Annotated in this window: 18 protein-coding genes; 14 read left to right on the top strand and 4 right to left on the bottom strand. The window is 34.0% G+C overall.

The window, feature by feature from the left end; genetic code table 11:
- Positions 1 to 180: 180 nt before the first annotated feature.
- The 12 genes from MHH85_RS13615 (at position 181) to MHH85_RS13560 (ending at position 12,740) form a co-directional block, all read left to right on the top strand.
- On the top strand, positions 181 to 855 hold the full coding sequence (locus tag MHH85_RS13615; RefSeq protein WP_193738967.1) for a TerC family protein: 675 nt from the start codon (positions 181 to 183) through the stop codon (positions 853 to 855).
- A gap of 557 nt (positions 856 to 1,412) precedes the next feature.
- Positions 1,413 to 2,045, top strand: a complete 633-nt coding sequence (locus tag MHH85_RS13610) for a sugar transferase (protein WP_340707489.1) — start codon at positions 1,413 to 1,415, stop codon at positions 2,043 to 2,045.
- Positions 2,046 to 2,063: 18 nt separating this feature from the next.
- Positions 2,064 to 3,344 carry a Wzz/FepE/Etk N-terminal domain-containing protein gene (locus tag MHH85_RS13605; protein WP_340707488.1) on the top strand — a complete coding sequence of 427 codons (1,281 nt, stop codon included), beginning with the start codon at positions 2,064 to 2,066 and terminating at the stop codon, positions 3,342 to 3,344.
- A 13-nt stretch (positions 3,345 to 3,357) separates the two neighbouring features.
- Entirely contained in the window at positions 3,358 to 4,650 is a 1,293-nt protein-coding gene (locus MHH85_RS13600) for a lipopolysaccharide biosynthesis protein (RefSeq protein ID WP_340707487.1), read from the top strand.
- Positions 4,643 to 5,785 (top strand): O-antigen ligase family protein, encoded by a 1,143-nt coding sequence (locus MHH85_RS13595; protein ID WP_340707486.1) that lies wholly within the window; start codon positions 4,643 to 4,645, stop codon positions 5,783 to 5,785. Before MHH85_RS13600 ends, MHH85_RS13595 begins: the two co-directional genes overlap by 8 nt.
- 4 nt (positions 5,786 to 5,789) lie before the next feature.
- Entirely contained in the window at positions 5,790 to 6,926 is a 1,137-nt protein-coding gene (locus MHH85_RS13590; RefSeq protein ID WP_340707485.1) for a glycosyltransferase family 4 protein, read from the top strand.
- On the top strand, positions 6,895 to 8,523 hold the full coding sequence (locus MHH85_RS13585) for a GNAT family N-acetyltransferase (protein ID WP_340707484.1): 1,629 nt from the start codon (positions 6,895 to 6,897) through the stop codon (positions 8,521 to 8,523). Before MHH85_RS13590 ends, MHH85_RS13585 begins: the two co-directional genes overlap by 32 nt.
- A 16-nt stretch (positions 8,524 to 8,539) precedes the next feature.
- Positions 8,540 to 9,268, top strand: coding sequence for a hypothetical protein (locus MHH85_RS13580; protein ID WP_340707483.1), 729 nt, complete (start codon positions 8,540 to 8,542; stop codon positions 9,266 to 9,268).
- On the top strand, positions 9,265 to 10,299 hold the full coding sequence (locus tag MHH85_RS13575; protein WP_340707482.1) for a polysaccharide deacetylase family protein: 1,035 nt from the start codon (positions 9,265 to 9,267) through the stop codon (positions 10,297 to 10,299). The genes MHH85_RS13580 and MHH85_RS13575 overlap by 4 nt, the downstream gene beginning before the upstream one ends.
- Positions 10,296 to 10,850 carry a hypothetical protein gene (locus MHH85_RS13570; protein ID WP_193738976.1) on the top strand — a complete coding sequence of 185 codons (555 nt, stop codon included), beginning with the start codon at positions 10,296 to 10,298 and terminating at the stop codon, positions 10,848 to 10,850. Before MHH85_RS13575 ends, MHH85_RS13570 begins: the two co-directional genes overlap by 4 nt.
- Positions 10,851 to 10,874: 24 nt before the next feature.
- Positions 10,875 to 11,921, top strand: a complete 1,047-nt coding sequence (galE, locus tag MHH85_RS13565; protein WP_340707481.1) for a UDP-glucose 4-epimerase GalE — start codon at positions 10,875 to 10,877, stop codon at positions 11,919 to 11,921.
- Positions 11,922 to 12,035: 114 nt separating this feature from the next.
- Positions 12,036 to 12,740 (top strand): response regulator transcription factor, encoded by a 705-nt coding sequence (locus tag MHH85_RS13560; RefSeq protein ID WP_340707480.1) that lies wholly within the window; start codon positions 12,036 to 12,038, stop codon positions 12,738 to 12,740.
- Between the two features lie 26 nt (positions 12,741 to 12,766).
- Here MHH85_RS13560 and MHH85_RS13555 read toward each other — a convergent pair whose 3' ends face one another.
- The 4 genes from MHH85_RS13555 to gdhA all read right to left on the bottom strand — a co-directional run bounded on the left by MHH85_RS13555 (position 12,767) and on the right by gdhA (position 22,302).
- Positions 12,767 to 17,926 carry a sensor histidine kinase gene (locus tag MHH85_RS13555; RefSeq protein WP_340707479.1) on the bottom strand — a complete coding sequence of 1,720 codons (5,160 nt, stop codon included), beginning with the start codon at positions 17,924 to 17,926 and terminating at the stop codon, positions 12,767 to 12,769.
- 183 nt (positions 17,927 to 18,109) lie between these two features.
- The gene (pepF, locus tag MHH85_RS13550) at positions 18,110 to 19,933 is read right to left on the bottom strand and encodes an oligoendopeptidase F (protein WP_340707478.1); all 1,824 of its coding nucleotides are present in this window, start codon (positions 19,931 to 19,933) and stop codon (positions 18,110 to 18,112) included.
- A gap of 142 nt (positions 19,934 to 20,075) precedes the next feature.
- Positions 20,076 to 20,762: a phosphoribosylaminoimidazolesuccinocarboxamide synthase gene (locus tag MHH85_RS13545; protein WP_193738981.1), complete on the bottom strand. Its 687-nt coding sequence runs from the start codon at positions 20,760 to 20,762 to the stop codon at positions 20,076 to 20,078.
- Positions 20,763 to 20,928: 166 nt separating this feature from the next.
- Complete coding sequence (gdhA, locus tag MHH85_RS13540) at positions 20,929 to 22,302, bottom strand: NADP-specific glutamate dehydrogenase (protein WP_193738982.1); 1,374 nt, start codon at positions 22,300 to 22,302, stop codon at positions 20,929 to 20,931.
- Positions 22,303 to 22,495: 193 nt separating this feature from the next.
- Here gdhA and MHH85_RS13535 point away from each other — a divergent pair, with 193 nt between their 5' ends.
- Complete coding sequence (locus tag MHH85_RS13535) at positions 22,496 to 22,945, top strand: YaiI/YqxD family protein (RefSeq protein WP_193738983.1); 450 nt, start codon at positions 22,496 to 22,498, stop codon at positions 22,943 to 22,945.
- A 348-nt stretch (positions 22,946 to 23,293) separates the two neighbouring features.
- A complete protein-coding gene (locus tag MHH85_RS13530; protein ID WP_340707477.1) occupies positions 23,294 to 23,551 on the top strand; it encodes a hypothetical protein in 258 nt (85 codons plus the stop codon).
- The last annotated feature ends 1 nt before the right edge of the window (position 23,552 follow it).

Genomic DNA, 23,552 nt, shown 5'->3' with positions numbered 1-23,552 from the left:
TTATAAAAGCAAAATAAAAAAGCGAGCAAATGTATGATTTTGCTCGCTTTTTGCGCATTCATAACATAATTTTCTCCATTTTCACATATGCTATTAGAGTCTGTCCTAAGTTTTTACTTTCCATTTATTTATATAAGAGTAGAATAGTAAACGATATCTAACTAGAAAGAAGGAGAAAAAATGGATGCAGTTTTCATAACAAAAATCTTATCCATTATATTACTAGACATTGTTTTAAGTGGTGACAACGCTGTAGTCATTGCATTAGCATGTCGAAACTTACCAAAAAGACAACGGAAAAAAGCCATATTTATTGGTACTGCAGGAGCCATTATTTTACGCGTAGTACTTACATTCGCTGCTGTATGGTTATTACAAATTCCATTAGTTAAATTAGTTGGTGGTTTATTATTATTCTATATTGCACTGGATTTATTAAAATCTGAAGGCGAAGATCCTAATTTGAAAAGTGGTAGCTCAATATTTGCAGCTATCCGAACGATTATCATCGCGGATTTCGTTATGAGTTTAGATAATGTGTTAGCAGTAGCTGGTGTTGCAGATGGACATATGGGTTTAGTTATACTTGGACTTGCTGTAAGTATTCCACTCATTGTATTTGGTAGTCAGTTAATAATTAAATTAATGGAAAAATTCCCGATTCTTATTTGGGTAGGTGCTTTAATGATTGCTTATACAGCCGGGCATATGATAGTTGCGGACAAGTACGGTGCACAATTTGTAGATCGAACGTTTCCTCAAATGGCCATTATCATCCCAATTATGAGTATGATCTTATTAGTCATTTTGGGCATTTGGATCAAAAACCGACAAACACAATATACTTCTAGATAAGCCTGTATAATAAAATAATTACATAGGCAATAGACGCGACTTTTTAATTTTTATTATAAAGTCGCGTTTTTATATGCAGAAAAATCATGTCTGTGACATATTACCTGTTTTAAAAAATAAATGAGTATTTCAACTTTTTTACATAGTATTATTTTGTCGTAATTCTATTGAGAATAATATAATTGTTACAAAAAAATGAATGAAAAAATGATTTTTTATTAATGAAATCATTAAAAAACGTGTAATTTCTAAAAGTATTATAAGTTCTTATATATTTATCTTTATAGATTTTGTCGTAATGCATATAACTTTTAACCTATTTCTGAATTGGTTTAAAAGTCGTTTAAAAGATCGATTTACGGGATTATATAACTAGTTAGGGGAATTTTGATTTTTGTAAAAAAACAAAAACGATTTTTTAACCATTTTTTAACCTTTAACAATTAATCTAATGTTGTAAACAAATTTGTAACATCCAAATTTTTCGGCTGATAATTTGAATAATGTATAGAAAATGTTTGCTCATTTTGAATGCGTTTTAATTTAGGAGGAGTCACATGCAAGTAAATGTAATGGAAAGAACTACTTTTTACTTGAAGTATGGAAAAAGATTGTTGGATTTAATTGTTGCTAGTATTCTTTTACCAATTATCACAATGTTAATTCTGGTTATATCTTTTTTATTGCTAGTTTTCTCAGGCAGACCGATCTTCTTTAAACAGTATCGGACAGGTTTACATTTTGAAGAATTTAAAATTTGGAAATTTCGAACAATGAAATGCCATCAATTAGGAAAAGAAGAAAAGAACTGGCAGGAAGGCGTTCCAGATGATTTCGTTTTTAAAGGTGCTCTAGATTCACGTGTCACAACAATAGGTAAATTATTAAGGAAATGGAGTTTAGATGAATTACCTCAAATAATTAATGTATTAAAGGGTGAAATGAGTTTAGTAGGACCAAGACCTGAAATACCTGATATTACTTCTTTTTATAATGCCGTTCAGTCAAGAAGATTATATTTGAAGCCAGGTATTACCGGATTAGCACAAATAAATGGGCGTTCCGATATATCACATGGTCAGAAAGTTGAGTATGACATTGATTATGTAGAAAACTGCTCTTTTGTACTAGATATCAAAATATTAATACGTACAATTCGTGTTGTTTTCAATGGGGAAGGGGCGTATTAAAAATAATCGGAGGATGTCATGAATAAAGAAATTACAATTTACGAATTATGGTATTTAGTCGTTCGCTATAAATGGAAAATGCTCATTTTCACCCTGTTGGGCCTAATATTAGGGGCAGGTATTTGTTTCAACATCCCACAAAAATATGAAGCACGAACAGATTTGTTGATTAAACCGATTACTACTAATTCAAATCAACCTCTGACTTCTTCAGAAATTGATACAACATTGCGTCTAATGAATACCTATAAAGAACTACTCTCAAGTAATCTTATGCTAGATTTATTAAATGAAAAATTAGATAAGAAAATGTCGAAATCCGATTTCATGAATAATATTTCCATAGTTTCAGAAGAGAATTCACAGATTATTTCCATTGTTGTAATGGAAAACCAACCACAAAGAGCAACTATAATTGCTAATACATTTGCTACTCTTTTCAAAGAACAAATAGGTGTTTTATTTCATCTTAATAATATTCAATTGCTTCATAATGCAGCTTTAGGTGAAGCTCCAAATATTGTTTCACAATATAGTTTATATAGTGGAACAGGTGCTTTGTTTGGGTTGTTCATTTCATTGATATTGATTTTTATTAGAGAAGTATATAAACCTAAGTTGGATGGGCAAAAGAAACTTGAGCATGTTGAGCAAACGTATTTAAGTGATGTCCCACGAATGAAATGGTGGTGGAAACCAGAACGTAAAAGGGAGGTATTGGCAGACCATATTCACTTTGTCGGTTCGATTTTGGAAATTCATTTACGCTCTTCAAATACAAAAACGTTTGTTGTCACAAGTAATGGTAAAAAGGAAGGTAAAACACTAATCGCAACCGAGCTTGCCAAACACTTTGCAAATGACAATAAAAAAACAATTTATGTGGATGCGAACTTGCGTCAAGGAGCAAATACGACAAGTTTATGTGCAAGAAGTTTAACGAAAGGGTTAGCGCATTATCTTGCTGAAGACATCGAACTAGAAGAAATAACACAACCGACAGTAAATCAGTATTTGCAGGTTATATGTGCAGGGCAACATATAAAAAATCCAATTGCCTCTTTTAGCTCTAAAAAAATGTCAAACACAATTGAAAAATTAGAACAAATCTATGATGTCGTGATAATTGATACCGCTTCACTTCAAGTATCTGATGCCTTAATACTCACAAAAATCGTAGATGGTTATGTATACGTAGCAAATACAAGAAAAACATTTGTACGACAAGCATCTATTGATTTTGAAAAGTTGAAAAATTTACAAGGAAGGTTAATAGGGGTTGTCTTGAATGAAGCATGAAAGAGGGGGTTTTATGAAAAAATGGCTTCAAACACAGATACAAAACCGCTTTATTAAAAGCTTGTGGGTACTAATTGCAGGAGCAGCGGTTTCTAATATTGTCGTTTTAATCATGACGCCTATTTTAACAAGAATTTATAAGCCAGAAGATTTTGGCGTATTATCTGTATTCACCGCTTTGTTATATTTGTCCATGATCATCGTATCGATGCGTTATGAAAGTGCATTAATGCTACCAAAAGAGGAAAAAGACGCGCTTCCTTTATTATGTATATCATTATTCTCTGTATTTATAGTTAGTACATTAGTGTGCTTGATTTTACTAATACTACCTATTGCAACATGGTTAAATATTGAAAGTGCGGAACCGTATTTTTGGATTTTAGCTATTAGCTTACTATTTGTTGGGATCTATCAGGCACTGAATATTTGGGCACTACGATTAGAAAAGTACAGTGAAATTTCATATGCTAAGCTCGCAATGAATGGTGGACAAGCAGGTAGCCAATTAGGGTTTGGTCTAATCAAGTTCGGTGTTATTGGCTTGCTTATTGGTGAGGTACTTGGTCGAGTGATTGGATCAATATATTATATTTGGAAGTTTCGAAAAGATATAGTTCATTCATTTCGTAATAACCCAGGCATACTTTGGCAGGTGATGAAACGATACAAGAACTTCCCTCTAATTTCTAGTTGGAGTGGATTGATGTATAGCCTAGGTACCCACCTCCCAACATTATTTTTAGCTGCCTATTTTGATGTTGTCACTGCGGGGTATTTCTTTTTAGCTCAAAAATTGTTGACAGTACCTGAAAATCTACTTGGCTATTCCGCTTCGCAAGTTTACTTTACACAAGCGGCACAAATCGTCCGTGTAGGTGAGAGTATCAACCAATATTTTTGGGAAACAATTCGTAAACTATTTATTATAAGTGCCTTATCACTAATCATAATCGATTTTGCGGCACCTTATTTATTTGAAATGATATTTGGTCCAAATTGGATTCTATCGGCCACATTTGTTCAAATTTTATCGGTTATGTATTTAACGAAAATAGTCATAGCTCCTTTAAACGGTATTTTCTATATATATGAAGCGTTACTATTTCAAATGGCGGGTGAATGCATTCGATTTGGTTTAATTGTGCTTGCCATTGGAATTTCATATGTCTACGCATTCACGGATATTGAGGCATTATGGTGTATCAGTCTATTAACAGCTCTTGGCTATATTGTCTGTGGCGTCTTTGCATGGATTGTTATAAGTAAATCTAGAGAGCCAGAAATGGTGCTTGAAAATGGCTGAACGCTTACCAAGTAGTTTACAATGGGTACTTTTTCTTGCAGTACTACTCAGTAGCATAGTCATGTTCGAACCAGCACCAACAGATGTCATGATGTGCATAGTGACTGTAATGGCAGTAGTTTATGGGGTATTACGTTATAGTGCAAGTCAATCGTTTGGTGTATTTTGTATTTTATTACTTTTGCTTGCGAATATTTTGTCATTGTTCTTTGTGCAAAATACGAAGGTAGGTCTATTTTATTTTATTGTTACATTGTATTTAAGTGTGATGTGGTTTGGGATCGTTGGTTTAGGTGGTCGTTATTTTGAAAAAGTATTAAATACGATAATAGAGGCCTACGTTTTTACAGCAATTATCTGCGCGATCCTCGGGTTAGCTGTTTATTTTCAAATCATTCCAATTGTAAATGATTGGTTACTATTTGGACGAGTAAAGTTATTTTTTAAAGATCCGAATGTCTATGGACCATTTTTGGTATTACCTACTATATATGCCATTCTACGCTTTGAGCAAACGAAGCGATTCATTTGGCTGTGTTGTTTTTTTGTACTCGTAAGTGGTGTGACAATTAGTTTTTCGCGAGCGGCATGGCTCAATTTAGTAATTTCTATAGTCATATATTTAATATTTGCAAAACAAAGAGAGGGAATAAATCGTATTAAATTAGTAATTGCTATAGCTGTGATAAGTATAATATTACTAATATTTTATACCCAATTCACAGGGCTAGACGATCAACTTAGCGATCGAATGAGTCTGCAACATTATGATAATGACCGATTTGCTATGCAAAAAGAAGCTTTGATAACTGGTTTGAAAAATCCGACTGGCATAGGACCTGGACAATCAGAAATAATATTTCCTTTTGCACCACACAATCTATATGCTCGTATTTTAACAGAAAATGGTTTTCTAGGATTTATATCTTTCTGTGCATTTTTAATTGCTTCAATTATTAAAGGCTTTCAAAGCTCACGGCAATTGGGTAACTATAGTTCATATTATGTAATGATTAGTGCGGTTATTATCGGACATGTGGCAAATAGCCTTTTTATCGATAGTCTACACTGGCGGCATTTATGGCTTATATTATCACTTGCTTGGATTCCAATAAGACTAGAAAAGGAGGGGTAAATCTATGAAAATTGTTCAAATTGTAACGAAGTTGGATACAGTAGGAGGTGCACAGTCCCATGTACTTTCACTTACAAAACAACTCTGTTTGGATGGGCATGAAGTAATTATCATGACCTCACAAGGACAATTGATTGAGGAAGCAAAGAATGAAAAGAGTGCTAAAATTATTCAACTTCGTCATTTGAGGCGAAATATTAGTATGATGAATGATTACCGTGCGTTTTTAGAACTCCGTTTCTACTTACAGCAAATTGGGCCAGAATTAGTAGCGCTTCATTCATCTAAAGCGGGAGTTCTTGGTAGACTAGCAGCCTTTTCATTAAAAATCCCAACTGTTTTTACTGCTCATGGTTGGGCTTTTACCGAAGGAGTACAGCCATTAAAGAAATTATTATATAAACACATTGAGAAAATACTTGCTCCAAGAACTACAAAGATTATCGCTGTATCTAATTATGATCAGGAGCTTGCTGTACAAAAAAAGGTAGTTTCAAAAAATAAGATAACAACTATTCATAATGGTATTCAAAGTAATGACAAACAATCCCATTTTCATAATAATGTTCCTAAAATAGTGATGGTATCAAGGTTTGAGAAACCAAAACGACAGGACTTGTTGATTGAAGTATTATCTACCATGAAAGAACTAGAATGGTCATTGGAATTAATCGGTGATGGGGTAGAACTAGCTAATGTAAAAGATTTAGTTAAGCATAAGGGACTCTCTCATCGAGTAAGATTCCTCGGGGTTCGAAATGATATTGAAAACCAGGTTCAAGATGCGGATATATTTGTACTCTTATCAAATTTTGAAGGACTGCCGATTTCTATTTTAGAAGCGATGCGTGCGGGACTACCAGTTATTGCATCAGATGTAGGTGGTGTTGCAGAGCTAGTTATAGAAGGAAAAACAGGATATCTTGTAGACCAAAATGTTTTGAAGATACGAAAATGCTTGGTAAGAATGATAGAGGATAGACCTTTGAGGATAGAACTTGGGCAAGCAGGGCGTAATTTCTTTGAAGATCATTTTTTGTTCCAAAAGATGTACGACAATACAGTGAGCCTTTACAAGGAAGCGCTAATAGAAAAGAAGGTGAAAAGAAATGTTCAATTACTTGATCATAACCGCGCTTGAACAGTTAAAAGGATATAAAAAAGCGTGGGATGACATTCTTGAACAAGAGAAGAATACCAATCCGTTTATAGAATATGAGTGGATTTCAACTTGGTGGGCAACAATTGGTCAATCTAGTAATGTTGAGATTTATGTTGTAATGGAAGATAAAGAAGCAATCGCATTTTTCCCTTTAATGAGAGAAGAACATCTTGGCGTACAGAAGTTGACATTTTTGGCGGATGGTGTTGCTAATTATATGGATATCGTTGTGAAAACGGAAAATAAAAGAAACGTATTAACTTATATATTGGACGCATTATTAAAAAAAGAGGATGCATTATTACTGCAATTACACGGTATTTCGGAGGAAAGCGCAACAAGTAATATATTAGAGCTATTTTTGGTTGAAAATGGTTTCAAATATAGTTTTCACCGAGTAGTTACACCTTATTTACATTTTGACAAAGTAAATTTCCAGCAATTTATGCATAAACGACGAAAGAAACATGGTGTCGATCGCAGTGAGAAAAAGTTAGAAAGATTGGGAAATGTGCAGTACTATCCACTTCAAAGTAATGAAAAGTCTAAAATGTTCGGATTATTTGAAAGTAGATGGAAAAAAAAGATTGATACGAGTGGATTTGCTAGCACTGAACGCCGCCCCTTTTTCGAGGCATTACTACAGATACAAAATCATAACTTTAAAACAGAGGTAGATGCACTTCGTTTTGAACAAGAAATTATTGCATTTGCATATGGCTTTTCATGTAGAGGTAGGTATGTTGCATATACATTAGGGTTCGATTCGGATTTTTCAATGTTTGGACCTGGACGGTTAATTGATCGTAAAAAGCTATTGCAGAGTTATGAAGAAGGGAAAAAAATATTTGATTTTAGTATAGGATATGAAAAATATAAATTTGATTGGCATACAGATGTCACATTTACTCGAACATTTATAATAGCTGGAGCTAATAAAAAAGCTAAACGCCAAAAAATATTACTCAGTTTGGGAGCATCAGTTAAAGAAAAAATCAAACAACATCAGCCCTTTGTTAAATTTAAGCGTGATATTTTAGGGAAACTAATCTATAATTTGCGTTCAAAAAAGGAGTGGTTAAAGAGTATTTTTTCTATTTGTCAATGGCGTACGTGGCAACTTTATGAACTTGAAAAAGGAACTAAACTATATGAGAAATTGCTATACGAAAAATTGGCTTTGAAGAATCTTTTATATTCACAAAGAAGAGCAGAGGCTATTCTACTTAGTTATCAAGGTTTTGAACTTTATGGCGAAGACAGCAATTGGGAGTTTCAAGTCCATAAATCAGTATATAGGAATCAAACATGGCAAAAAGGATTCGAATTACCGGTGACAAATAGTGTGTTTATTGATGGATGGCAAGAGCAAGATTTAGAACAAATATGCCGATCCTTTAACAACGAAACAATATATGTAATCTCGAAAATGTCAGAATGGAAAAAACGTCGTACCTTGAAAAAAAAGGGGTTTAAAAATGTCGGCGTTGTCCATCAGTGGAAGTTTCTACAGTTTGAAGGATTGAAGAGAAAAAAGCTATTACAAAAGGAGGGAGCCCGTTATTCTATCTATTAATAGACAATGGTTAGGCATGGAAATACAGCATATATATTTTGCGGATTATGAGGCACTCCCATCAAAAGCACAATTAGTAGGTTACACGTATGCATTAAAACAACGTCGTTTTTTGAAAGAGTTAAAAACAGTTTGGATTGATTTAACGGAAAACAAGGAAATATTATTTGGTCAGTTGTCTAAAAGGAATCAAGCTAAATTAAGAAGAGCAGAAAAAGAGAGATTGAAGGTTATTGTACAAGAAAAACCAAATGATGCAGAACTATTGGAATTCCAGAAATATTACAATCAATTTGCTCGATCTAAGAACATCTATACTTGTAACTACTTTCATTACAAAACAATGCAGTTGTTACGAGAACAAGGTGGTCTCACATTAACAAAAATTATCACAGAGCAGGAAAAAACACTTTGTTATCGCTTATATATTGTAGATGGAAAAACAGCAATGAGTTTATATGTTGCAACAGCCCAGCTTAACCAAAATAATGAACATAACAGACAAGCTATTAATTATGCTAATCGTTATTTATGGTGGAGGAATATTCTGTATTTTAAGAATCAAGGATATGACATTTATGATGTAGGGGGTTTAACAGATGTTCCATCCATTCAGGAATTTAAGCAATCATTTGGTGGTCAGATAGTTAATGTATATTCAGGCTATATTTCCTACTCGGTAATAAGTAATCTTGTATTGAAAATTCGCGATTTTCATTTCTATAAGGTGAGGAAGGGTTCATGAAAGAAAATGGAGGGTTAGTGATTTCGCTAGATTTTGAGTTAAATTGGGGAATACATGATGTGTTTACTAAGGGTGAATATGATGAAAATATACGAGGTGTAAGAGAAGTAATTCCAAGACTTTTGAAACTTTTTAAACGATACGAAATTCATGCAACATGGGCAACAGTTGGTTTTTTATATGCTAAGAATAAGCAAGAGCTTTTAACAGCACTACCTAAAGAATATCCAACCTATCATCGAACAGAACTATCTCCTTATCCAACTATTGAAACAATTGGAGAAAATGAAGAAACAGATTGTTACCATTATGGTGCTTCATTAATCAAACAAATTGAGCAAACACCCTATCAGGAAATCGGCACTCATACTTTTTCTCATTATTATTGCCTAGAACCAGGTCAAACAGTACGTCAATTTCAAGCGGATATAGCATCGGCAATGACGATTGCCAAACAACATGGTCATCACGTACAATCTATTGTTTTTCCGCGTAATCAAGTCAATGAGGATTACTTGCGTATCTGTAAGAAGGTTAAAATACGTACTTATCGAGGCAATGAATCACATTGGATGTATACACCAAGAAAATTCAATAAAGGGCTGCATTTAAACCGCTTGCTTAAATGTGGGGATAGCTATTTAAATTTATCGGGTCATCATGTGTACAAACTTCAAAATCTAGAAATGGAGCCTCTTGTGAATATTCCATCCAGTGCCTTTTTAAGACCCTACCATCCGAATTTGCAATGGTTAGAACCATTACGATTTAAACGAATTATCAATTCGATGCGAAAAGCAGCAAAAGAAAAGGCAATTTATCATCTCTGGTGGCACCCTCATAATATGGGGAAAAATACGGATCAAAACTTTGAAATGCTTGAACGTATTTTGGAAGAATACGTTAAGCTCCAGCAGAGCGAGCAATTCACAAGTTATTCAATGGGGGAAGTAGCAGATTTGGTTGAAGAAATGAATGCCAGTACAAGTTGTGTAACTAGACAACAATTGGTTTTGGAGGGCAATGTATGAACCTTAAAAGTGATATATCCACATTTTTCCGCTTTTTAGAAGTAGGAGTTTTTGAAACTGAAAATGAATTTTCTTTACAACACGAATTAGGAATATTCTTGCGAACGATGATTGAATCTCCATATAAACTTCAATTTGGACGGAGTGTTAATTTTTTTTATCCTAATGAGAAAGGACAAAAAAGTGAAATTGACATCGTCATCTATAATCCAGCAACTGAGGAGCGCTATGGAATTGAATTAAATTTCCCCAATAAAGGTCAACACGTTGAACAAATGTTTCATTTGATAAAGGATATTAAATTTATGGAAGAGGTAAAAAAACTAGGTTTTACAAAAACATATGCTGTGACTTATGTTGAAGATGCTTTATATTATCGAGGAAGTAAAATGGATGGTATTTATGCATATTTTAGAAGTAATAAACCCATACATGGTGTCATACAGAAACATGGTGGAAAAAAAGAAGACTCATTGCAAATAGAAAATACGTACAAAGTTAGATGGAACTCACTTGGAAATGGTGGAAAATATTATATCATTGAAACATAAAGCTTATAGAACGGGAGAGGTTATATGAACATTCTCGTAACAGGTGGAGCAGGTTATATTGGTTCACATGTTTGCATAGAACTGATTGAAGCGGGACATAATGTCATCATTATTGATAATCTATCAAACAGTAATAGAGAAGTAATAAATCGTATGCAAATGATTACTGGAAAAACAATAACTAGTTTAGTTGCAGATATACGTCATGCTGAAGTATTAGACGTTATTTTCCGAAGTTTTCTAATTGAAAGTGTCATTCATCTAGCTGGTTGTAAATCTGTTAACGAATCGATTGATGATCCAATTAAATACTATACAAATAATCTATCTGGAACGATTCAGTTGGTCGAAACGATGGATAAATATAATGTGCATCAACTAGTTTTTAGCTCATCTGCAACGGTATATGGGGTTCCTGAGCATTGCCCAATTCCAGAAACCGCACCTTTAAATGCTGTTAATCCATATGGGCGAACAAAGCTCGCAGTCGAATGCTTTTTAAATGAATTTATCCAATCAAAACCATATTTTTCTATTGCTCTATTAAGATATTTTAATCCTATTGGTGCACACGAAAGTGGCTTAATCGGAGAAGACCCTCGAGCAGTTCCTAATAATTTAATGCCATATATTACACAGGTGGCTACAGGTTTAAGATCACATTTAAATGTTTTTGGTGATGACTTTGCAACCATTGATGGGACAGGTGTTCGAGATTATTTACATGTTATGGACTTAGCAAAAGGGCATGCAATGGCGCTTGATAGTATGGTTAAAAAAAATGGATTAAACGTATATAACTTGGGAACAGGAAATGGATATAGTGTATTACAACTCGTTTCAACTTTTGAAAAGGTAACCGGTAAAAGTATTCCATTTAAAATAGTTGATCGACGAGAAGGGGATGTTGCCATCTGTTATGCAGATCCTTCAAAAGCAAATTCATATCTTCAATGGGAAGCCGAGAGAAGTTTAGAAGATATGTGCCAGGATGCTTGGAGATGGCAAAAAAACAATCCATATGGCTATCGTACGATAGAAAATAAGAGTATGGTAAGTGAATTATACTAGCATCAAGATATGTATAATTATAAGAATTTTTAAACAATTTATATGCGTATTATCTATACTTTTATATATAATAGTAGGGAGATAGATTGTAAACCGTGAAGAAAGGAAAAAAGAATGAAAAATGATGCGAAGATCTTAATAATAGAAGACGACTTCGATATTTTAGAAGTAATGACACTAGCTATAAAAAATGTGGGATATCAAGTAGATAGTGCAATGGATGTTGAAACAGGCTGGGAAAAAATCAAATCTATACAACCTGATTTAGTACTAATGGATGTAAATTTACCTGATGGTAATGGCTTCGATATAGGCAAAAAATTCCACGAAATTTCTGATGGTGTACTCATATTTGTAACAGCTAATAATGACATTGAACAAAAGCTAGAGGGCTTTGAAATAGGGGCAGATGATTATATTACAAAGCCATTTGTTTTAAAAGAAGTACTGGCGCGAATTCAAGTTCATTTAAAGCACCGAACACCTAAAAAGGTTGAAAAGGCTGTTCAATTTGGCGATCTTAACGTTGTTTTAGATGGTAAAACAGTATATAAAAATAGTGAGCTCCTACATTTATTTGCGAAAGAAAAAAAACTATTGTTTTATCTAATAGAAAATGTCGACAAAGTGCTGAGTATAGAACAGTTGATTAATCATGTGTGGGGGTATGATGGAGTAGCAGATACAAAAACTGTTTCAGTTCATATTAGCACCTTACGTAGGAAGATAGAAAATAATCCTTCTAATCCGCAATTCATTAAAACCATGCGAGGATTTGGATACATGTTCTCATCAAAAAATCATAAAGCTCCTCTTTGAATTTCTTCAATAGAGGAGCAATTTTTTTACTGCATAATTGGTGAACTAACTAGTGGTAGTGTGAAACTAAATGTTGAGCCTTCGTTTTCTACACTTTCTACGAACATTTCTCCTTGATGTTGTAGTATAATTTTTTTGCATATTGCCAAGCCAATACCATGAGAATTAGTACTGTTATTGTTAGATGAACCATAATGTCTATCGAAAATAAAAGCAGTCTCATTTGCTGGAATACCAATACCTGTATCTTCCACTGAACAAGTAAGGTTATCAGAATCGATTTGCATAGAAAAGTGGATATGCCCTTGCTTTGTATATTTAATGGCATTCTGAATCAAGTTAGTGAGCACTTGTTCAATCCGTTTTATATCAACTCGTATGATAGCATCTGTATTTAAATGGAGTGTACTTGAATATTGTAAATTAGCGTGCTGTACGTCAAGTTCATATTTTTCTGCAAGCTGCCTAAATAACTGTTCAACTGTTATTTTTTCCATTTGAAATGCCATGCGCCCTGATTCTAAATTGGATAAATCAAATAAGTCTTGAATTAAGGCATTTAATGCAAATAATCTCTCTTTGCTTCGATGTAGATATATGGATTGCTGCTCGGCATCTGTAATTACGCCATCTAAGATGAGCTCGATATAACCAAGTGCCGATGAAATAGGAGAGCGTAAATCATGCGAAATCATATTAAATAACTGCTTTCTCTCTAATTCATTTTGTTGCAACTTCGAATTTATTTCTATTAAATTATTATTCATTGCAGCTAATTCTTGCGTACGTTCTTCTACTCGATCTCCTAACTCCTTATAAACTTCTGCGTTTTCAATAGAAACAGCAATTTGAGCGGATATGATTTTAAGTAGCTCGAACTTTTCAGATGAAAAAGCATAAGCTACTAAACTATTTTCTAAATATAAAATTGCTATTAGATCACCTTTTGAATGGATTGGCAAACAAAGAACCGACTTTGTGGAAGATTTACCATTTGAAAAACGAGAGTCCTCTTTTGCGTCATTAATAATCACATATTCACCACTGCGTAATACATAGCGTACGACGGATTGCATAAGCAAATCCGCCTGATGTAAAGTGGTATTCTTATACATTTCAAAAGTGGAGCTGAGTGCTTCTGATTTTGCTAGTAGTACTATTTCTTCCTGTACCTTTTTTAGAAAATAGCCACGATTTGCTCCGGCATGCTTAAGTAATGCAAACAATGCTTTTTTCAATAATTCATCCATATTAATTTCCTTTGAAAGTGATTGAGTTGTTTCAAAAACTGTTCTCATATCAAGGGTCATTAATTCAGGTGCTTTAGATAATAACTTCTTCTCAATTACATTAGCATATGTTTTCTCCCATTTCTGAGCTATTCTCTCAGATCCCCACCTGCGCATTAAATCAATACCACGCATAATATAGTCGCGAGCTACTGAATATTTTTTCTGTTTTTCGTAATAGCGAGCTACACACTCACAAGAGATTGCTTCATCCCTTATGAATCCGTTTAAACGACAAAGTTGAATCGCCCTATCGTAGAAAAGAATGGCTTCTCCATCTAATTTTTTGATTCTACAGTTTTCTGCTTTTAATAATATATATAAATGTTCGAAGTTTTCAGGAGAATGCCGTGACCACTTTCTAAGTTTTGTAATACTTTTGTTAATCTCTTTCTTATATTCTCGATATTCGCGGTGTTTGACACGTTTTTCACTTATTCGCCGCATTTGCCATAATGCACGGTAGTAATAATATTGCGGTGTAATTGGCAAATCAGGTGTCTCTTTCATCGGCTGCTTTAAAGCATTTATGAGTGTATCTGCCTGGTTTTCTTCTTGTAATAGAAAACTAATATTCAGTCGTAATATTAAATGCATGATCGTCACAGATGTTTCACTTTGAGTAGTAATAGGGTGGTCCCAAATAAGTGGAAGCTGAGGTTGACGAAGAACATCTAACCAATAATTAAATTCACTTAAAAACTCCTCAGACAATGTTGATTTAATAGGATTAACAAGTTCACGCTGCCGTGTAACTTCTGTTGTCAATTCGTATAGTGAAATGCTGCGAATAAATTGAGTTGAACAAATAAAGCAGGCAGATGCAGCAACTAAATGATAAATACCAGTATCGAATGAATATTGCTGTGCTTTTTTTAAATAATATATATTGCCCTCTAATGGTTTTTTCCAATGGTTAACAAATGTGCCGAAAACAAAATATACGCGTGCACGTAGAAAGATATTTGGTTGGCTTTCTACCTGATCAACGGCGAATTGTCCAAAAAGAAATCCATTTTTATAATCACCAAATCCTGAACTTAATATTAGTGAATGGTTAATAAATACAATCGGACTAATATCTGTATCTCCATTTTTCAACAATAACCTTGTCGCTCTAAGCATGAGAATAGCTGCATAACTTTCATTAAATATATATGCTGCGCCAGACATATTAATAAGAATTTGGAGGATTGTCCTCATTTCCTTCTTTTCCATCGGTTTCATATGAAGTAAAGTATCTGGTTTTTTTCCGATTAATTCGAACTTAAGCAAGGAATATTCTTTTAAAACAGCTAACTTTGAAGGTGTTTCTTTTATGTAAATATCATAAAGTGCTAAGCCTTCTTGACCTGATTGAATTGCCTCAAATGATAGGTCAGCTTCGGTATAAAGCATTGTTTTTAGATTATTGATTGATAGTTTCTCGTGCTTCGTTTTTGCGTAGCAAAGAACGGTGTTAAAATGCTCATTAGCTAGTTCGAAGTGTGCTGTTAAGTATTCACATTCACCTAAATTTGTGTAAATTTGTATGGATAAATCATACGCTAAAGACCAATGGTTAGGGGGGAGAAGCTCTAGGCTATTTGTTAGATAGACACGTGCATTCTCAAATAAGCCAGAATGTCTGGCTTTTATTCCTAATTGTAAATTCCAATTTGCTAAATCAATCTTCTCCTGAATACTTAGCAAATTCTTACTATAGTTTAAATGTTTAACGGCTTCAATTAATCGGTCATTTTCTTGTTGTTTGCCATTTAAATCTGTTAATATACGTCCAATGGATAAATGGGTATTTTCTTTATCCTCTTCTGTCAAAGACTTATAAGCTGCCTGTTGAATTCGGTCGTGAACAAATTGATAACTTAGTGAATAGTTCCCTAATACTCCTAATTTTTCATATGAATAGGCCCATTTATAATTTGCATTTAATGGTATTATGAAACCTTCTGTTATTAGGTTATTTAAATAGTCAAGTAAATCTTTAGCTGGCACTTCAACTAGTGTTAAAAGTGTATCAAGAGAAAATTGATTTCCAAAACATGACGCCTTCTTTAAAATGAAACGTGGCTCCATTTTTAAATGATCGATACGCTGCGTAATTAGATCAAGTACCTCCTCGTTCAAAAAAGATTGCTCCATTTTTTGTATGGTAAAGTGCCATTTCTTTTCTTTCATATCAAAATATATTAATTTTTCCCTTTGAAATGTGAGGAATGTTTCTTTTACGAATAAAGGATTGCCTTTAGTTAAATGATATAGGATTTGAGTTAAGGAACGTAAAATAGACAAAGAAACATTTAACGAATCTTTGACCCATGTTTCAATTGTTTCAATTGATAAAGGTTGTAAAATTATATATATTGGATATTCTGTATCTTTTTGCCAACTGAACAGTGGATGTAGAGCAGTCATTTCCTTTTCACGGTACGCTATTATGATGAATAAATAACCATCTGTATGTTGTTTGAACAAATATTCTAACATTTCCATTGAATTAGTATCAGCCCACTGTACATCATCGATAAATAAGACAAAAGGTTTCTTTTGTTTAGTAAAGGCACTTAATATTTTTTTGATAGAGTTCATAATAAACATATGTAATTGCCTAGTCCCATCAACGTGCTCTGTGTGTACTTGAACTTCAGTTTTTATAAACCAACTGAGTTCAGGCAAAAGCGTTAATAGACCTGGAGAAAGTTGCAAATCCTCTTGTTCAAATAAGAATCCTAATGTAGCTACAGAACTTTCACCTTCTAGATAGATTTGTTTTAATAATTGACGAAGGGAATTAATTACCGGAATAAATTGAGCTTCTTGGTGTAACTCATCAAATTTACAAACGGCAAAATATCCTTTGGCAAGTGCTATTGGCTGTTTTATTTCCTGAACGAAAGTTGATTTCCCTACACCCGGACTACCTGTGACGAAGACAATTGATTTTTCACCTTCACAAACAGAGCGGAGTTCTTCTTGTAAAATTTTGATTTCCTGAGTACGTCCGTACAGTTTATTTAACAAGCCAAAAGTTGGCTGAATTTCATGTTGACCTAATGGGAAAGGAATAATTATTCTGTCGGTAGTTAACATATGCCAACATGTGAAGAGATCTTCTTTTAAACCAATTGCACTTTGATAACGATCCTCTTGGTTTTTATTTAATAACTTTTCTACGATTACACAAATAATAGAGGGTAATTCATGTTTTCGTTGTTGTAATGGAATAGGGGACATTGTCAAAATCTCATATATTAAATCGGAGGAATCTCTAGCTTCTAATGGGGGACAACCTGCTAACAGTTCGTAAAAAAGGGCTCCGAGAGCATATAAATCTGAACGATGATCCACGGTCGTATTTATTTGACCTGTTTGTTCAGGGGCTATATAGACAAGTTGTTCATGACGCTCGTATGGATTTTCCGTAGCCGAAGGTGATTCTTTTAATAATTGTGACGCATATTCGAATCCGAAAAGCTTTATTTGGCACGTTTTAGGATTAATTAAAATATGTTTAGGACTAATATTTTTATAAATTATTTGTTCTTGATGGAAAATGATGAAAATATTCGCTATTTCCATTGCGATTTTTAAAAATTGGTGGAGCGAAGGGCCCTGAAGGATAAATTCACTCAATGGTATACCATTAAAGTCTTCATAAATAAGAATGTGAAGATCTCCTGAGTTTTCAATAGTAAGAGGATGAAGTACCCAAGGATAATGCAATTTTGAAGAAATTTCAAATTCATAATGTAGTCTTGCTATTTGTTCATGTGCACTGGATGCAACGCTTTTTAATAATACCTTTTGAGAATGTGGTTTTGAAAGTGCCCTTTGCAATGTCCAAAGGTTTGTGGTGACTAGATTATCTACAGTTTCATAGTTTTTTTGAAACGGCATTTAGGAGTTCCTCCTTAAAAAGGCTATAGAATAAGGTATATCAAAATCTATTTATGAGTAACCTGCTTAAATTGTGTATTCGACATATTATGTAATAATCCTGTAAATAAATTAGAATATTAGCATAAAAAAACTTCTGAAAGACAGTTGGTACTGCCAATCAGAAGTGGAATGGTGAAGAGATTATTTATCTATAATTACTGAGTTTAGTTCCTCAGTTAGTACTTCTAATTGGTCGATTAAACCACCAATATAAGCAATGGTGTTTAAAAGTGGTTCATCAGTCGTAATATCCACACCGGCCATTTGAGCAAGCTCTACAGGTGTCTTTGTGCCACCTGCTTGTAATACTTTTAACCAGTCTTCAACAGCGGGCTGACCTTCATTTAAAATACGTTGAGATACCTGTGTAGAGATGGTTAAGCCAGCACTATAAGTATAAGGATATAAGCCCATATAATAGTGAGGTTGGCGCATCCAAGTTAATTCTGCTCCTTCAGTGATTTCAACTGCATCACCCCAGAAATCTTCCAATACTTCACGTTTTAATCGATTTAATACATTTGCATTTACGCTTTCACCTGCGTCAACTTTGTCATACACTTTACGTTGATATGCAGCTTCTAATAAATGTGTAACAAAATTATGGTAATAAGTACGTGAGATAATTGATGCAGTAACCCAACGTTTAAAGCGAGTATCTTCTGCTGTTTTCAATAAGTAATTTGCCATCAACATTTCATTCATCGTAGAAGGTGCCTCGATAAAATAAGTTGAAGGACGACTGTTGAATAATGATTGCTTCTTATGTGCATTGACAAAGTGTCCTGCATGGCCAAGTTCATGAGCTAAAACAAATACTTCGTTCATACGACTAGTCCAAGAGATCAAAATATAAGGATGGAATCCATAAGGACTTGAACAAAATGCTCCTGTTGATTTTCCTTCATTTTGAGCAAAGTCAATCCAGCGTTCACTGTATGACTTCTCAATCATTTCCATATAATCATCACCCATTACATTAAGAGCATTTTCGATATAATTCTTTGATTCTTCAACTGTAATCATAGGCTCAAACTCTGGATCTAACGGAATTTTCAAATCAGCAAACGTCATTTTTTCTAAACCATGAACTTTTTGTAACAGCTTTGCATAACGGCGCATATGAGGTGCTAATTCTGTAGTAATTAAATCAATTTGTCGGTTATATAATGTACGGTCGACCTCTTGATCAAATAGTAAGTAATCTGTTACAGATTCATATCCTCGCAAATCTGAAAGGGTTTTTTCAGTCGTAACATGCGTATTATATGTTTTCGCAGTTGTATGTTGATACTCACGAAGTTTATTTGAAAAAGCTTCAAAAGCTGCACGACGAATATTAACGTCAGATTCTAATTCCCAGTCGCCTTCAAACAGGCTGTAGTTTAATGGGAAAGATTCTCCGTTAGCTGTAAAGTTTTCGAATTTCATATCAACCAGTTTTGTCGTGTTATATAGCTCGTATGGGGCATCTAAAGAAGAGCTAAGTGCTGCTAATGTTTTTTCGACTTCTGGATGTAACTGATGCGCTTTTTTCTTGATTATTTCTTTAATATAGTTTTCAAATTGAGGAGCAATTGTAGCAGCTTCTTCTAAAATTTCAGTAGATAGTGCTGAAAGATCACTATGTACGAATGATAGTTGACTGCCAATTTTAGAAGCAATTGAGCTAAACTTACTTGCACGCATCTGTGCTTCGTCATTCGTTTGATCTACTTCTAATGATAGGCTAGCATATGCACCAAAAGGAACGAATTGCTCATTTAATTTCTCATAGTCTGTCAATACTTGTACGACAGACGAAGAATCAATAATATTACCTGTGTATTTTTGATTAAATAATAGTGCTTCTTTTTCAATTTGAGCAATTCCAGCGTTGTATGTCTCAATTGAATCAATAAGAGGTGATAAGTCCCAAGTTTGTTCAACAGGTATTAAATGACGTGGTGCAAAACTCTTTTTCATTATTAATCTCTCCTTTAAAATTACGAATCTCGAATTATCTTCATTATATTGAAAATATTCGGTAAAGTAAAATAATTCATTATAAATAGTTTATTTTCTATTAAAAAAAGCTAGCCATAGATAGGCTAGCTTTGAGGATTGCTTATTTTGAAAGCATAATTTTTTCAAGTTGAAGTGGTTCAATATAGTCTGAACCTTTGTAAGCGCGCATATTTCCACCAGAAATTTCATCGATTAATAAAATTTCGCCAGTTTCGGCATCGCGACCAAATTCTAATTTAATATCATAAAGTTCCAAACCCTTTTTAGCTAGTTCCGCTTTAACAAAGTTTGAAATTTCTACAGTACGTTGTTTTAAAGTTTCATATTCTTCAAGAGAAAGAATTTGAAGTTCAGCTAATGCATCAGCTGAGATAGGAGGATCTAAACGATCATCATCCTTAATCGTAACTTCGACGAAAGACTCAAGTTTTTGGCCTTCTTCTACATAAGCGCCGTAGCGTCGTAAAAAGCTTCCAACAGCACGGAAACGGCAAATAACTTCAAGTCCTTTACCAAAGACAGTCGCTGGCTTTACAGTCATTGTCGCATTTTCTATATCAGAAGAAATAAAATGAGTAGGGACTTCAATTGCATTTAACTTTTTATAAAAGAATGTAGTGAGACTTAAACCTGCACGACCTGCACCATCAATTGTTAAGCCAACAGTATTCGCACCTGGATCAAACACACCGTTTTCACCCGTTACATCATCTTTGAATTTTAATAATAGAGGACCATCCTCTAATTGATACACATCTTTTGTTTTTCCTTGATATTTAAGTTCCATACATTCAGCCTCCGTTTCATTGTTATTGTAAGTTATTTAACGTATAAATGGTAGTTTTTTTCATAATAAAGGGAAAAGTATGTAAAAAAGACGAATATTCATTTAAAAAGCAGTAAACCCATTTCGGATTTACTGCTTTGAAGATTTACTATAGAAAGTGTTAAAATTAAATAACACCTTGAGCAATCATTGCATCAGCTACTTTTAAGAAACCTGCGATATTCGCACCAATTAGTAAATTGCCTTCATAACCATATTCTTTAGCAGCATCTACGCTATTACTATAAATTGACTTCATAATATCATGTAATTTTTCGTCGACTTCTTCAAAAGTCCAGAAAATACGCATGCTATTTTGAGCCATTTCAAGAGCAGAAACTGCAACACCGCCTGCATTTGCAGCTTTAGCAGGTGCAAAAAGAACTTTGTTTTCTAGATAAACTTTAATTGCTTTAAGAGTTGAAGGCATGTTCGCACCTTCACCGACAGCTTTTACTCCATTTGAAACGAGAATTTTAGCAGATTCTTCATCAATTTCATTTTGAGTTGCGCACGGTAAAGCAATGTCACATGGAATAGTCCAAATACCAGAACAACCTTCAGTAAAAGTAGCTTCAGGATGATGTTCCACATATTCTTTAATACGGCCTTGTTCAACTTCTTTAATTTGTTTAACAGTATCTAAGTTAATACCGTTTGGATCATATATATATCCGTTTGAGTCGCTACATGCTACAACTTTTGCACCTAGTTGTTGTGCTTTCTCAATAGCGTAGACTGAAACGTTACCAGAACCAGAAACTACAACTGTTGCGTCTTGGAATGTAGCATTAATTTCTTTTAGCATTTCTTGAACGAAATAAACTGTACCATAGCCAGTTGCTTCTTTGCGTGCTAAACTACCACCAAAGCGGGGCATTTTACCTGTAATAACACCGGCTTCATATGCACCGCGAATTCTGTTGTACTGACCAAATAGGAAGCCGATTTCACGAGCTCCTACGCCAATATCACCAGCAGGTACATCAACATCTGGTCCGATATATTTGTGTAATTCTGTCATAAAGGCTTGACAGAAGCGCATAATTTCAGCATCTGATTTCCCTTTAGGGTCGAAATCCGAACCACCTTTTGCACCCCCAATAGGTTGGCCAGTTAACGAGTTTTTGAAAATTTGTTCAAAACCAAGGAATTTAATAATACTTTCGTTTACCGATGGATGGAAACGAAGTCCGCCTTTGTAAGGTCCAATTGCACTGCTGTATTGTACACGATAACCACGGTTAACTTGTACCTTACCACTATCGTCTACCCATGAAACACGGAATTTTACTACACGTTCTGGTTCGGTGATGCGCTCTAATAAACTTGCATCCATTAATTCAGGACGTTTAGCAAAAACAGGAGTTAATGAATAAATGATTTCTTTAACAGCTTGTAAAAACTCAGGCTCATGTGAGTGGTGTTTTTTCAAATTGTTAAACACATCATCGATATACTGTTTTGCAATTTGCTGTGATTCTGTTGTAATTGTGACCATTGTGAATACCCCCAGTAATATTTGACCTATTATAATATAGTAGCTTTCTTTTTCTAATTATTCAATATTGTAATTTTTATAAAAATTCATGAAAATTGAATTATTATACATGTAAACGGTGTCAAAAATGATAATTTTGAAATATTATATAAGTGTGAATAGTTTGTAAATAAACGTAAATGAGGTTATAAATATGACTAGAATCTTGATAGATGCAGATGGCTGTCCTGTTGTAGATTTAATAATAAAAATAGCTAAGGAATTCCAATTGAAAGTAACCATTTTTTGTGATACTGCTCATCAAATTGAACGAGAAGGTGCGGATACGGTCATGGTGTCGAAAGGGAGCGATGCCGTAGATTTTGTACTAGTTAACCGCTTACAAAAAGGTGACATTGTAGTTACTCAGGATTATGGTTTAGCAGCTATGGTATTGGCTAAATCGGGTTATGCTATTGATCAAAATGGAAGAAATTACACATCGGGTAATATAGAACAATTACTTTTCACGCGACATTTAGGCCAGAAAATTAGGCAAGCTGGTGGTAGAACGAAGGGGCCAAAAAAACGTTCTAAAGAGGCCAATTTGGAATTTGCCGAAGCTTTCCGCCGTTTATGCAAAGAAATTTTGACGAAATCGTGAATTTGGAGGAAAAAATAGGATTTCAATTGAGATTGTTATCTTAGTGAATGCTATCCGCAATTAAAGTAGGTTAAAACACTTCAAGAAATACTTTGGTTAAACGAAAAATTCAGTCGACATTCTGAGTTGGATAATACTGATAATGAAATAGGGAGAGAAGCTATTGAGGACGCAGCTGCTATACTGTAGCGCTTTGCTCCTTTTATAGAAAAAGCTTTTCCTGAAACAACAAGCTAAAAGGGAATTATTGAATCTAAGATAGTAGAAATAGCTGAAATGAAGATCTTTTTAAATAACTATTGCCACGTAAATATTGAAGGGAAACTACTATTAAAATGAGATAATGCGTTGTCTATTTCAGGCTCGACTAAAGCGCGTGGTGGTATTTACAAAGTTTTAAAGCATGCAGAAAAAATAGTTTTAGAAGGAGGTTTTCTGACGATAGAAGATTCATATTCATTGCTCATTTCTAGAGAGGCACGTAATCTGTGTTTAAAGTATTCTATTGCCATTGGATCAACTGGTAATTTAGGGCTGAGTATTGGCATCATGAGTGCAAAACTTGGCTTTCAAGTAACTGTACATACGTCAGCTGATGCAAAATAGT

It is taken from the genome of Viridibacillus sp. FSL E2-0187 (assembly GCF_038006425.1).
In the GTDB taxonomy this organism is placed as follows: domain Bacteria; phylum Bacillota; class Bacilli; order Bacillales_A; family Planococcaceae; genus Viridibacillus; species Viridibacillus arvi.
Note: the sequence above shows the minus strand (reverse complement) of the source record. Positions and strands in the feature narration are given on the sequence as shown.

What these genes read in the sequence shown, in the direction of transcription:
- MHH85_RS13615 (WP_193738967.1), top strand. Translation starts at nt 181, where the DNA reads ATGGATGCAGTTTTCATAACAAAAATCTTATCCATTATATTACTAGAC.
- MHH85_RS13610 (WP_340707489.1), top strand. Translation starts at nt 1,413, where the DNA reads ATGCAAGTAAATGTAATGGAAAGAACTACTTTTTACTTGAAGTATGGA.
- MHH85_RS13605 (WP_340707488.1), top strand. Translation starts at nt 2,064, where the DNA reads ATGAATAAAGAAATTACAATTTACGAATTATGGTATTTAGTCGTTCGC.
- MHH85_RS13600 (WP_340707487.1), top strand. Translation starts at nt 3,358, where the DNA reads ATGAAAAAATGGCTTCAAACACAGATACAAAACCGCTTTATTAAAAGC.
- MHH85_RS13595 (WP_340707486.1), top strand. Translation starts at nt 4,643, where the DNA reads ATGGCTGAACGCTTACCAAGTAGTTTACAATGGGTACTTTTTCTTGCA.
- MHH85_RS13590 (WP_340707485.1), top strand. Translation starts at nt 5,790, where the DNA reads ATGAAAATTGTTCAAATTGTAACGAAGTTGGATACAGTAGGAGGTGCA.
- MHH85_RS13585 (WP_340707484.1), top strand. Translation starts at nt 6,895, where the DNA reads ATGTTCAATTACTTGATCATAACCGCGCTTGAACAGTTAAAAGGATAT.
- MHH85_RS13580 (WP_340707483.1), top strand. Translation starts at nt 8,540, where the DNA reads ATGGAAATACAGCATATATATTTTGCGGATTATGAGGCACTCCCATCA.
- MHH85_RS13575 (WP_340707482.1), top strand. Translation starts at nt 9,265, where the DNA reads ATGAAAGAAAATGGAGGGTTAGTGATTTCGCTAGATTTTGAGTTAAAT.
- MHH85_RS13570 (WP_193738976.1), top strand. Translation starts at nt 10,296, where the DNA reads ATGAACCTTAAAAGTGATATATCCACATTTTTCCGCTTTTTAGAAGTA.
- galE (WP_340707481.1), top strand. Translation starts at nt 10,875, where the DNA reads ATGAACATTCTCGTAACAGGTGGAGCAGGTTATATTGGTTCACATGTT.
- MHH85_RS13560 (WP_340707480.1), top strand. Translation starts at nt 12,036, where the DNA reads ATGAAAAATGATGCGAAGATCTTAATAATAGAAGACGACTTCGATATT.
- MHH85_RS13555 (WP_340707479.1), bottom strand. Translation starts at nt 17,926, where the DNA reads ATGCCGTTTCAAAAAAACTATGAAACTGTAGATAATCTAGTCACCACA.
- pepF (WP_340707478.1), bottom strand. Translation starts at nt 19,933, where the DNA reads ATGAAAAAGAGTTTTGCACCACGTCATTTAATACCTGTTGAACAAACT.
- MHH85_RS13545 (WP_193738981.1), bottom strand. Translation starts at nt 20,762, where the DNA reads ATGGAACTTAAATATCAAGGAAAAACAAAAGATGTGTATCAATTAGAG.
- gdhA (WP_193738982.1), bottom strand. Translation starts at nt 22,302, where the DNA reads ATGGTCACAATTACAACAGAATCACAGCAAATTGCAAAACAGTATATC.
- MHH85_RS13535 (WP_193738983.1), top strand. Translation starts at nt 22,496, where the DNA reads ATGACTAGAATCTTGATAGATGCAGATGGCTGTCCTGTTGTAGATTTA.